Origin of the sequence: Flavobacterium quisquiliarum (assembly GCF_019308285.1) — a bacterium.
Classification (GTDB): domain Bacteria; phylum Bacteroidota; class Bacteroidia; order Flavobacteriales; family Flavobacteriaceae; genus Flavobacterium; species Flavobacterium quisquiliarum.
Genome location: NZ_WWEM01000026.1, coordinates 1 through 12,408 on the forward strand (window position 1 = coordinate 1; position 12,408 = coordinate 12,408).

At 35.2% G+C, this 12,408-nt stretch carries 11 protein-coding genes and 1 pseudogene; 4 read left to right on the forward strand and 8 right to left on the reverse strand.

Annotated elements, in window-relative coordinates:
* Positions 1-1,506 precede the first annotated feature (1,506 nt).
* The 8 genes from GSY47_RS11875 to GSY47_RS11910 form a co-directional block, all read right to left on the reverse strand.
* Positions 1,507-2,613: a PepSY-associated TM helix domain-containing protein gene (locus GSY47_RS11875; RefSeq protein WP_219071370.1), complete on the reverse strand. Its 1,107-nt coding sequence runs from the start codon at positions 2,611-2,613 to the stop codon at positions 1,507-1,509.
* 21 nt (positions 2,614-2,634) lie between these two features.
* Positions 2,635-4,767: a TonB-dependent siderophore receptor gene (locus tag GSY47_RS11880; protein WP_219071371.1), complete on the reverse strand. Its 2,133-nt coding sequence runs from the start codon at positions 4,765-4,767 to the stop codon at positions 2,635-2,637.
* Between the two features lie 106 nt (positions 4,768-4,873).
* Positions 4,874-5,251, reverse strand: a complete 378-nt coding sequence (locus GSY47_RS11885) for a hypothetical protein (RefSeq protein ID WP_246611324.1) — start codon at positions 5,249-5,251, stop codon at positions 4,874-4,876.
* A gap of 1,037 nt (positions 5,252-6,288) precedes the next feature.
* A complete protein-coding gene (gene hemA, locus GSY47_RS11890) occupies positions 6,289-7,593 on the reverse strand; it encodes a glutamyl-tRNA reductase (protein ID WP_184160490.1) in 1,305 nt (434 codons plus the stop codon).
* Positions 7,594-7,816: 223 nt separating this feature from the next.
* Positions 7,817-8,407, reverse strand: a complete 591-nt coding sequence (locus GSY47_RS11895; RefSeq protein ID WP_184160488.1) for a globin family protein — start codon at positions 8,405-8,407, stop codon at positions 7,817-7,819.
* Between the two features lie 20 nt (positions 8,408-8,427).
* Entirely contained in the window at positions 8,428-8,862 is a 435-nt protein-coding gene (locus GSY47_RS11900) for a hypothetical protein (RefSeq protein ID WP_184160486.1), read from the reverse strand.
* A gap of 128 nt (positions 8,863-8,990) precedes the next feature.
* On the reverse strand, positions 8,991-9,830 hold the full coding sequence (locus GSY47_RS11905; RefSeq protein WP_184160484.1) for a DUF5777 family beta-barrel protein: 840 nt from the start codon (positions 9,828-9,830) through the stop codon (positions 8,991-8,993).
* A gap of 27 nt (positions 9,831-9,857) precedes the next feature.
* Positions 9,858-10,247, reverse strand: coding sequence for an OB-fold protein (locus tag GSY47_RS11910; protein ID WP_184160482.1), 390 nt, complete (start codon positions 10,245-10,247; stop codon positions 9,858-9,860).
* Between the two features lie 171 nt (positions 10,248-10,418).
* Here GSY47_RS11910 and GSY47_RS11915 point away from each other — a divergent pair, with 171 nt between their 5' ends.
* The 4 genes and pseudogenes from GSY47_RS11915 to GSY47_RS11930 form a co-directional block, all read left to right on the forward strand.
* Positions 10,419-10,787: a hypothetical protein gene (locus GSY47_RS11915; protein ID WP_184160480.1), complete on the forward strand. Its 369-nt coding sequence runs from the start codon at positions 10,419-10,421 to the stop codon at positions 10,785-10,787.
* Between the two features lie 14 nt (positions 10,788-10,801).
* On the forward strand, positions 10,802-11,341 hold the full coding sequence (locus GSY47_RS11920; RefSeq protein ID WP_184160478.1) for a YceI family protein: 540 nt from the start codon (positions 10,802-10,804) through the stop codon (positions 11,339-11,341).
* A gap of 46 nt (positions 11,342-11,387) precedes the next feature.
* Positions 11,388-11,939, forward strand: a complete 552-nt coding sequence (locus GSY47_RS11925) for a YceI family protein (protein ID WP_219071217.1) — start codon at positions 11,388-11,390, stop codon at positions 11,937-11,939.
* Between the two features lie 47 nt (positions 11,940-11,986).
* Positions 11,987-12,408, forward strand: a pseudogene (locus tag GSY47_RS11930) (AraC family transcriptional regulator); the annotation flags it as partial.

Sequence of the window (12,408 nt, forward strand, 5' to 3'; positions counted from 1 at the left end):
AATAACGAGACTGTTATATTTACAGTAATGCACAAGCCGTTCTAACTGGCTGCGCTGGGAATATCCTTTTACAGCCTGCTCATCGGTACTTACTCGTATGTACAGATAAACCACAGGCATAAGCAGGTAGATTTTACGGGGAAATCATTATTATTTAAAACGTAAAATTTAGGAAATTATTAGATGTGTAAAATGCTAAATATAAACTACCTGTACTTACAAGTTTATCAGTAAATTGTATTTTGAAAAATAAAAATCTGCCCGCCAGCATTAAAATAATCTTATATTTTAATGTGTGATTCTTGAAAAACTGCTAAATATATTACGCAACATTGCTTCGTACAATACAGGAAAGATCCTGGCAGTGGGTGCAATTATACCTCAGATTTTGTCTTAAATACAGCCCTCTAAACCATTTAGTCGGTTTAGAGGGCTAAAACAACCTCTTTTAAGCACCTGGGCTTATGCTTATGTGGCTTAAGCTCCGGATGCTTTTCCTTATTGGGTGGATTGACACGCGGTCTTCTATCGGGAGTACCGTCCTCTTTTTAGGTTTCGGTCCCGGTTTAATGGCTTGAATTTCCATAGCAAACTGTTTTAGATTATTAAATAATTTGTTTGTACTCATCACAAATATTCTTAATAACTTTCATTCCTTATTACGGAAAACCATAATTCGAGAAAGAAATAAACCAATTTTTAACTCCAATGGAACAACAATTAATTCATAGAGCCAAAGAAAGACAATCCCGTCTTAACTTAAAACATTCTTTTCAAATCCTCGATGATAGTTGTAGAATTGTATACTAGTTTATTCCTATAAACCATTTTAGTTTTTATAATTTTTACATCAATCCCCAACAGGACATCTAAACCAAATTTATAAAGCCAATGAAAGACAGATAACTACATATAATAAGCCAATTTCTTCAAATCATTCAAAAAAAATGTTGAAATTTGTCTCGTTGGGTCACTTAAGGAGACAACTAGCAATTAGTTGTCTCTTTTTTTATGCCCTAATGTGTAGATTTTTCAAGCCTTCACAGCCTAATATTTGTGGTTCGATTTTTTCACAAGAAATTCTTAGTCTGTTTGAAATAAACAGTCTTAAAGTGGTGCTATCAGAGATTTAATCGAAGCTGAACGATGGTTCGAAATCCCGTTAAGGATATAGTTTTTTTTTCTTTTGGTTTATCGTAATTTTTTGATACTAAATATTGTTGTTCAACTGAGGCGAAAAATTGATTTATTTCTTGGAATTATAACCGCTGATAGTAATTTAAACAAGGGCGTTATATTCAACATTTATATCCCAGTAATTAAACAAAAATTTTAAATTTATATTTAATTTTAGCCTTAGAAATCTATTAGATAATAAGGAAAATGGCATCAAACGCTATTTGTTCAATTATCGTATTAGTGCATGTAAGAGCATTAAAAACATTTTTAAACTCATAGCAGGACCCCCATTTAAACGAGTTTTAAAATCACAAAACAGACATGTTATTATTTGTGTTTTTTAGATATTTCTTTTCTGCCTTTTCTTTTCCAAAGAATAAATCCCGTAATAGAAAGTATTGCAGGGCTGAATCCGGCAATTACATACAAAATTTTAATCCAAAAACTGTCATAATCCCCCCTGTGAAGCTGTTTCATGATCCAATAAAACCGGTCGGAAAATGATTTTTCTTCAATGCGTATGGTTTTGATCCAAGTTCCGTTATCACTGTCATAATAAACGTCGCTGCCTTTACCAAAATACAGCGGGTTTTGGGTATCAGAAAACTCACCGCTTACTATAATATCCGTTTTTTTATCAGCAGCTATTTTTACGGCAATTGGATTGAAATTCGGAATTTTCTGGGCATGTTTTATCACCTGATCAATATTTGCCCTTGCCTGATAATTCTGTTCTTTCTTAGGAATTAATTCCCACTGAGAAGGTAAAAAAAGACTTTTATTCATCCAGAAACCTGTAAAAAAAAGAATAAAATTAAGCAACAGGGTCCAGACACCAATAATCCTGTGCAGCGAAGAATAAAGGGTTCCGGTAGATTTACGATTTAACTTCTCTTTAAAAGTGAGTACACCAAATATCTTTTTACGATAAATGATTATACCTGTAATTAAGTTCAACAGTAAAGCAATGGCCGCAATGGCAGTTATGAGTCTGCCTGGTTTATCAATTAAAAGCGAGTAATGCGCAGCATAAAGCCAGCGGAAAAAAGGGGATTGTAGAGAGCCAAAACTCCCCTCTCTTACAATTTTTCCAGAATAAGGGTCTACCATACAGCAGTAGAGATAATTATCGCTTACCTTGTCCTGATAATTAAAAATCATAAATTCATAGGTGTCGCGGCTATTTCTGGGAAAAGTCTGCAGCATGATCTGCCGCGCCCGGGGATACCTCTCAGAGACTTTATGATACATCTGGTTTAATGAAATGGTTTTACTGCCCTTTACACAGCAATGCATTGGCGGATTATTGAAATACTCAATCTCTTTTTTAAAAACCAATAAAGCGCCCGAAATTCCAAAAAACAGATACAGTACCCCGAAAAACAATCCGAGGCAGCTGTGCAGTTTAAATGAGGTCTTTGTAATTTTTTTCAATGGAAGTTCTGAATTACAGCATTACAATTTTAATTTTAGAGATAAAAGGATCTGACGAAGGGTTCCCGGAGTAATCATACCACGGCCGCCATACCAATAATGCTCATTGAGCAGGTTATTGGCAGAAAGCGAAAATACATAACGGGTTTTCTCAAAACTCAGCACCGAGTTGATTACCGTATAAGGATTCGTATAAAAAGAGCCATTGGTATTATTAATCATCAAATCTTTACCATAATGACTGCCGCCTATGCCTAATGAAAAGCCATTTAAAGCTGTTGACTGCGGAGCGTAATTCACGTACCAGGTCCCGGAAAGTTTGGGACCGGCATCTACAGGCCTTAACCCTTGAGTAAGTGCATCGGAAACAATAAGTTTACTGTCATTATAAGCAAAACCGGCATGCAGAAAAAGTCCTCTCGTCGGATTTGATTCTAAATCTGCTTCAAAACCTTTACTGCGCTGCTCGCCATCCTGCAGATAGGAAGCCGTATCATTTGGATTTTGTCTTACCGCATTGGTTAGATCAATATTATAATAGCTCAAAACGGCATCCAAAAGGTTCTTTTTCAAGGAAACTTTAACTCCCGATTCCCACTGGTTTCCATAAACGGGCTGGAAATTGGTCATCTGCCCGTTTACCGACTGCGGTGCCTGCGGCTGAAAACCATTCATATAATTAGCAAATAATGCAATTCTTTCAGGGATAATCTGGTAATTGATTCCCAATTTCGGAGAAACAGCCGTTTGTGTGTAATCCCCGGTAGTTGTCGCTGTTAATAAATCCTCAGTCCCTTTGTTATTGATGTAATTGATTCGGGCACTAAGCATTACACTTAAATTCTCCAAAGGGTTGATAACGTCTGAAATATATAGGGAATAATGATCCTGAATTGCCTTATAATTCTCTCCATAGGGTTTTAAGGCCAATTGACCGGAAATGTATTCATTATTAAAATTAGCATTCTCAGGATCTGTCCCAGCAGCTGAAACTTTAGTAAAATTCATAGATTTACTGGCAATCCCATAGAGATAATGATAGTATTCACCCCCCGCAATCAGCCGGTTTTTCACACTGCCAATTTTGAAATTCCCCACAAAATCCTGCTGGATCTGCCCGCTGGTAATGTTTTCCGGATACATTCTGTACACTCTTCGCGTCACATTCTGGCTGTTATCATCTAATCTTAATCGGATGTAATCGCCCGGAGTTTTATTATTGACTGAAATTAAATTGGTTTCCGATTTCCAATTCTCTGAAAGCCTGTAAATGACTTTTCCGTAAATATTTACTGCCTTGTTATTGAGTGTAAGTGAGTTGTCATTGAAAGAACGGTAATAATCCAAATGGAGTTCATCTGCTGATTTAGCAGTCCCCAAAGCCACCTGGTAAAGCGGATTGTTGGTAGCGGTTTTGTTTAAAATTTCGGCATCAAGCTGAATATTTAAATCATCGCTGATTTTATAAGAAATACTTGGAGCTAAAAAAAATGTTTTTGAAAAACCCTGATCCTGAAAAGTATCATTGTAGTTATAAGCGCCGGTTAAACGGGCAAGAACCTTTCTATCTTTGTCAAGAGGTGTATTGATATCAAGAGTTGCACGTTGCAGATTGTAAGATCCGCCCATTACAGTAATGTCAGCAAAAGTGGTCTGTTGTGGTTTTACGGTAACCCGATTAATTAGTCCTCCGAAAGTAATCATAGTAGAACCTCCTCCGCCAAAAATTACAGCGCTTGGTCCTTTGATTACTTCTAACTGGGCGATGTTAACCGGATCCATATCAGAGGCCGCATAACCGTTTACGCCATTTCTGAAGCTCGATCGGGTACGAAATCCCCGGATGGAATAATAAGGTGAAATTCCTGCCCAGCTGGGCGCAACACCTGTGGCATTTTTGAGCATTTCGCCTTGAGTGAAAAAATTTCTGTTTTTAATAAACTGCGGTGAGACCGAAGCGGTCACCTGAGGATTTTCCAGGTTCTTGAGTGGCAATTTAGAAGCCAGTTCACTGGAAACATCTTTGGACTTTCTGACTCCTTCAATAATCACCTCGTCCATTAAGGTATATTTGCCCGATATGCTGTCTTTTTTTTGCGCATAGATTTGTAGTGAAGCCGTCAAAGCTGCCGCAAAAAATAGTACTTTTTTCATTTTGTAATTTTTATATAATTGTAATTTTATTAAAGTGCAGGCAATCTTTCATTGTTATACAACAATGAAAAATTATTCCAATAGGAATTGCAATGGAAATTATAATTTATATAAAAAGAGAAGGGGGACGGAAAGTCTCTGTTAAAACAGAAACAGGCTTATTGTCGAATCTAGCCGAAAAGCCAGCTTTGATTTCAATAGGTTCTAATAATTTGAAAGTGTTATTTGAAGTGTTTAAAATGTAAACCAACTCTGTTTTTTCTTTAAGGCTGTTCTGCATTTTCTTTTCGTTGTCGTCGTATTTCTTTAGACTTTTTTGAAGTTCACAGCGTCCGTTACAGGTATTAAAAACCATTTTTCGCTGTACGCAGATTGTTTTTACAATTTCTTGCTGCTCTAATTTAAAAGATACATAAACAAAAACACTGCCAAATGATGGCACTAAAATAATGCAGCTAAGCAATACGATTAGATACTTTTTCAAAGTTATTGTTTTGTTTATGGAGCGCAAAAGTACTCTTTTTTGTTTTTATCTTAAATAAAGTTCTTGTTTTCTTTACCAAAAAACACCACTTTGTCTATTTATAATACTTGGGATTAAAACGGTTCTCTCACACCTGTTTTTTTTAACATAATTAAGGTGTTAATATTAAAAAGTTAATCTAATAAAGAACAATTGCATAACCATAATAATGCGGCCGTCAAGACATAATTGAAGATCAATTGTCGTGGCAATGTCACGACAATCTTACTCAATAAATAGGTTGTTTTTTTCATTTTACATCAATCCTTAACAGGATAACTAAACCAAATTTGTAAAGCCGCTGAATTTCCCGCTCTCATTTTTTCAAATATAACTGTTGCTTCACTAAAGCAAAAAATTGGTTTATTTCCTACTATTCAATATGCGCTTTTTGGGATTCAATACTGCACTCTGGCGGAACTTTCCCCAAACCCCTTAGCCATAGTAAAAAAATCTAAAATCATCGTCCAATTCACTTTAAAAATAAGATAAACTGAAGCGCAGCCTAAGTTAAAAGCCAACAGATTCGAACACCAAAAATGGAATAGCCCCATACTCCTTTTATTTAAATTTCTATTTAATTGAAATAATGAAAATCCATTATAAATGGTTAACTATTTATAATTTATTGAATTTTCCGCTCTCACTCTCCGATTATCAATTATTGCTCAGCTGAGACAAAAAATTAGTTTTCTCCTGAAGCGTTTGGTGCGACGGCCCGCCTCTTTTATAACATGAATCAATGATTTGAAGTAATATATAGTAGAAAAGCTAATTATAAAATTAATTAATAATTATGTAATTATCACCAAATCAATTGGTCTAACTTTACAAAATGAGGAATTGATTACTCCCATGCAGAATTAAGTAAACATTTTTTGGAAGATTATGTTTATGGACAAGCCCGTCGCAGCGTGCAGCGCAGCTGACGGGTTCTATTTTTGCATCACTTCCTTCAGAACTTTGCTGTAAGTTTGAAACTGAAGGGGATTAAGCATTTATGACAGATTGATTTTGTATTTTTCTTCTATTGGTGAAGAAGCCTTATTCGGTGCAAGGTGTCCTATCTGAAATACTTTTTCAATGAATTCAATACTTTGATCCACTGAAGTGTTTTCATTTTTTAAATGGCTGGCAAAATGGTTTGTTAATTTTTGAATAATTCTTGAACTGATTAAATCCATCTGTGCATCATCAAAATGGGCTGTTTTCTTTTTTTGAAAAGCAAATTCTGCCGATACAATATCATTTAGCTTGGATTTTAAGGCATGGATAGTTGGAGCACATTTTCGGCCGTTCACCCAGGTATTCAGTTCTAATTTCAGATCATCAATAATGGCTTCTGCAGCAGGAATATGCTGTTTTCTCTTTTCCAGCGTGTCATCAGTAATTTGAGATAAATCATCCAGTTGTATTAAAGTTACGCCGGGTATTTCTTCTACATTGGTATCTACATTGCGCGGGATGGATAAATCCAGAATCAATAAGGGTTTCTGTAAAGCAAGAGATGTTTTGTCAATAGTGGGATTTTGTGCTCCTGTAGCTACAACAAGCACATCGGCCTGCTGCAGTTCCTGTTTTAAATCAGCATAATCTTTTACAATAACATTCAGCTTGCCAGCCAGTAATTCGGCTTTGTTTTTTGTTCTGTTTATAAGGGCAATATGGCTGTTTTTAGTATGTTTTACTAAGTTTTCGCACGTATTTCTTCCTATTTTCCCTGTTCCGAATAACAAAATATTTTTGTTTCCAATATCCGCCACATTTTGGATAATATACTGCACTGATGCAAAAGAAACTGACGTAGCACCAGAAGAAATTTTCGTCTCCGTTTTAACTTTTTTGCTCGCCTGAATAACTGTATTGACCAGCCGGTCCAGAAATGTATTGACCAAACCTTCCCGTTTACTATTGCTAAAGGCGGTTTTAATCTGGCTGATGATTTCAAAATCACCCAAAATCTGACTGTCTAAACCTGTCCCTACCCGGAACATATGGCTGACAGCTTCTTCATTCTTATATATATAAGCAGCCTGCTGAAATTCTTCTACAGAGCCATTGCTGTTCTCGCAAAGCAGTTTGATCAGTTGATAAGGATGATGGGCAAAACCATAAATTTCAGTTCTATTGCAGGTAGAAGTAACAACCAATGATTCTATGCCTTCTGCCTTAGCCTGCAGCAATAAATCAGATTGTGCCTGGGCATCTAAACTAAATTTTCCTCTTATAACTGCATCTGCTTTCTTGTAGCTTAGCCCTAATGCGTAAAAAGTAGTGGATCCGGACATAGTAAAATTTTCCATATTTATGGTTTCCTTAAAAAGTTCAAAAATTAGTAACTGCAGATTTATATAACAGCGCCGGAAGTGCTTTTTAGATCACTGTGGAATAAATGGATTTAAACTGCGGTTTTATATAATTTACTTATATTATAAAGCTGACAGATTTTGAAAAATATTTATGTACTTCAAACAGTATTGAAATATAAAACGCTGCCTGAAAAAGGCAGCGTTTTTGAGAATAAACTTATTTTTGAACTATAGGGGTTCTCAATGATTCCAAAACAGCAACTATATCAGTATAAAGTTCTGTATTTGAAGCAACGCCATTCGCATTGGCAGCAGCTCCAACATATCCTTCAAATTTTGTATAATCTGCATTGCTGGATTTTGTTCCCATACGAGGATTTTTTGCAGGATCATGAGCTGCAACCATGTTCAAACCAGAATATGTATTTACAGCATTTGTTCCTCCCGTATTAAACGAAAAGAAATCAGTCAGATTATCTGATAATTTAGCAATATTGGTAGACTGGGTAGTTCCCGTTTCTGCCAGTAAAGGAGCAAAATGTGCCTGCAGATTGCCTGATGCGTTCGATTGGATATCAGCAACAATCAATCCGATAGTTGAATTTACCACTTTGCGGAAACTCAAACGTCCCTGTTCAATCATCTGGCCGGAATTATCAGGATCAGAAACCATTTTAGTTCCGCCTAATCGCTCATAGATAGAAGCCTTAACCGGTGCAGGGCTTTCATCGTCATTACTGCTGCAGGAAATCATAGCTGCCGATGCAGCAATTAGTACACTAAGTGTAAGTTTTGAATAAACTTTCATAAATTTAAAGTATTAAAGGGTTAATTAAAAAAACGATTTATTTTTTGAGACAGTCTATAGCTCAAACTATTTTGATTCATTGGGCATACTTCTTTGTCTGCTAAATTTGCCGGCAGTATATAACGCTGCGCATCATAACTTCCTTTAGCCATCAGCTCATTGAAAACTTTCTCCGAGTTTGTAATTTTATTATTATGGAAGTACACCACAACATTTCTTTTAACAATGATAGAGTCTGATGTCAGACCTTTTATGCTTCTCAGGTCGGCACAGATTTTTCTGGCCTGCAGAGAATCGATGTCTGATTTAAAATCGATTCTGCTTACCTGAAGATTTGGGGTGTCATAAACTGGGGGTTTGGCCGTTATAATGTGAAAAAGCAAAATCGCGGCAAACAGTACAAATATTCCGCTGAGAATTAAAAGTCCTTTTTTGATTATTTTATTAGTTTTCATAATTTTTATGGTTTTAAAATTATCTACGTGCACTTCATCGCTGCGGTTTTAGAAATAATAGAAAAACAATCAATTTAGAATCATTTTAAATACAGAAATTACCTAATAATTTAATTATAAAGAAGATACTAGAAAACCCTGGCAAGATTAAATCCAAAAAATATATCTCCTTTTGTCCAGTCGCCAGTGGTTCTTCCCAGATACCCAGCCTCATCAATTGCCTGTGAACTGGTAAAATGCATTTGGAAAACATGTCCGCCGGTTTCTAAATCAAAACCTATAGACAGCGGATTTTTATAAAGTGAATTTGGCGCTCTGTTTAAATGCGCCGCATAATCCATATTTAAGGACCAGCGCTTAGCGAATTTATATCTTCCTCCAAATCCTATGGCATATTGGGAATTGCTTTGGTCTACATCATCAACAAAGTTTTGATGAAAGAATGACGGCACAATTTCTAAAGACAGCTTTTCAGAAAATTTTCTGGAAATTAACAGCTGTGCTACATAAGTCAGCCTGTCTTTAAATTGAAGCTTCGGATAAAGGCTTTCTTTTAATGTGTTATTAATAGACAAACTATTAAATCCGGCAATAGTAACAGGAAAGCCGTCTTTTATTTGAGGAAACAGCATATATTTTGTTGCAAAGTCATAAGCAAATTCACTTCGGGCTGCACTTACATTAAGTCCATTTGTTACACCGTAAATAAATTTAATCTGCGTATTGGCATTATCGAGTCCATAAAAACCTTCAAAACCATCTTTAATAGAGCCGAATCGGTGTGCAACAACAAAATACAAATCGCCTTTTGCGGCCAATTTTGTAGATTCGAGATTAACGATTTTTAAGGCTTTGAATGCAGATGTCACTTTTTCTTTTGCAAAAGGAGTTTCTACTCCAGACAATAAATCGGTTTGGGAGAAGGTTAACAGCGGAAATAAAAAAAATAATAGAATAAAGTTTTTCATGAGGTTAGTTTTAAATTGTTATTTGTATTAGTGTACAACTGAAGATTGGTCTATTTTAAATTCCTGGAGCAATTCGTCATATCCTAAAAAACGCCCTTTAATTTTTAGGGTTTTTCCAGATATAATATTTTGCGGCAAACATTTTTTGAATGTCACAAATACTTTTTCGCTCATAACAATTCCATTACTGGCTTTATCAATACTTGTTACTCGTGCACATAGTTCAATTGTTTTGTCCTGATATTTGATGTAAGCCAGCCTGTCGTTTGAAGTAAACTCTCTTTCCAGTTCGTTAACGGTTACAACATAATCGGCAGTTTCTGATTCTATATTTCTATGCCCTTTGTAGATGTAGAGGTACGCTGAAATTCCGATTATTATAAAAAGGAAAATTGTAATTAGTATTTTTTTTCTCATAACTGGTTTTTAGTATTTCAAATTATCTACGTTAAAAAATACCTATTGGATTTAAATCATTAAATATGCCTCTTGCCAAATCTGTATTATTCTTTTCAACGTATATAATTTTGAAATGCCTGATGATCCTTAAAAAAATCATGCATTTATTTATAACTAAAAACCAATCTTATGAATTTAAAAACCCTTCTGGCCATCTCATCATTAGCTTCAATTTTTGTAAGCTGTGCCAACGATGATCCAAGTACTTTAATTGACTCTACACCAATTAATGGTTTGGCAACATACAACCAAAATGTAAAATCTATTATTGATAATAACTGTGTTGTATGCCATGCGGCAGTTCCTAAAAATGGAGCGCCGATGTCTTTAGTTACTTATGAACAGGTTAAAAATGCAGTTTTAAATCGTGGACTGCTTACACGAATTTCTTTAGAAAATGGAGATAGTTCCTTAATGCCGCAAGGTGGCCCAAGATTGCCTCAAGCGACTATTGACATTATAAATAAATGGAATCAGGATGGATTATTAGAAAAATAATCTATAACAGCAACATGAAGAAAATCATAATAATGCCAATGCTATTGGCTTCTTTTATTGTTTTTTCACAAGAAAAAATAGTAACCAAATCTGCAACAATAACTCTGGAAGCTTCAGTACCTTCTTTTCAGCCGGTTGCAGGAACTAACAGCAATGTAACTTTTGTTTTGAATCCCGCAACTGGAGAAGTAGCAAGTCTGGCTTTAATGAAAGGATTTGAATTTGAAATGGCATTAATGGAAGAACATTTTAATGAAAATTACATGGAAACCGATAAATATCCGAAAGCTATTTTTAGAGGGCAAATAGAAGGATTCGATATTAAAAGTCTTACAGAAGATTATAAAGATTACACCGTAAAAGGAAAGTTAGAAGTGCATGGAAAATCCAAGGATATAAGTGCCGATGCAAAAATTACAAGATCGGGTTCCCGAGTCACCTTTATATCTGATTTTGAAGTAAATGCGAGTGATTTTAACATTCCAATTCCAGCGCTTATTAAATATAAACTGGATAATAAAGTCAAAATTCAAATTATTGCAGTTTTAAAATAAGACTGCATAAAACAGAATGATTTTATAAAAAAATAAAGGCAAAATAATGAAAAAAACAATACTTATTGCAATGCTGTGTGTTTGCGCCATTGGCGTATCACAAGAAAAAATGATCAGTAAATCGGCAAAAGTCATTTTTGAAGCTTCCGTTCCTTCTTTTGAAGAAGTTAAAGCAGTAAATCAGAATGTTACTTTTGTTTTGAATCCAGCAACAGGAGAGATTGCAAGTTTAGCCCTGATGAAAGGTTTCCAGTTTAAGGTTGCTTTAATGGAAGAACACTTTAATGAAAATTATATCGAAAGTGACCAATATCCAAAAGCCGTATTTAAAGGAAAAATACAAGGGTTTGATCTTCAAAGCCTAACAGTAAATCCCAAAGATTTTATTATTAAAGGCAAATTAGAACTTCACGGTAAATCCAGGGATATAAATACTGCTGCAAAGATAAGCAGATCACCATCAGGTGTCAGCATTTCATGTAATTTCAGCGTAAATGCCAGTGATTTTAATATTGAAATCCCAAATTTGGTTAAAAGCAAGCTTTCCAATAAAATAAATATCCAGGTTGCCGCAGTCTTAGAAACCAATAGACAATAACCTCCTGAACACTATCTTGAAAAGTCAGTAATTTTTATATAAAAAAAATGGAGGAAGAAATACAAATTGAGGACGGCCTTACCCTTATCCGTTTCCAGAACGACAGTCCAGAATCTTTTTCTGCACAGCACGAAATAGGTGCCGGCCTGATACAGTTTCATTTCGGACTAAAAGGCAATGCATTTATTTTGTCCAGTCAGGATCATTGCACTTTAGAATTGAAAGAGGAAAAATCACTGATTTTGTGCAATCTGCAGCAGCAGTCATTGCTTAAGTTAAAACTTTCTCCAAATTCATGGGTTATTTCTGTTATTGTTTCGATTAATAAATTTCACTCGTTATTTTCCGTTCAGGCAGATTATATTTCTATTTTAAGCCCCGATAGGAAGAAAAAAAAGTATTATACCGAAGGGAACATCAGTCCTTCTATGGCTGTTGTTTTGAGCCAGCTGTTTCATTACAGCCTTCA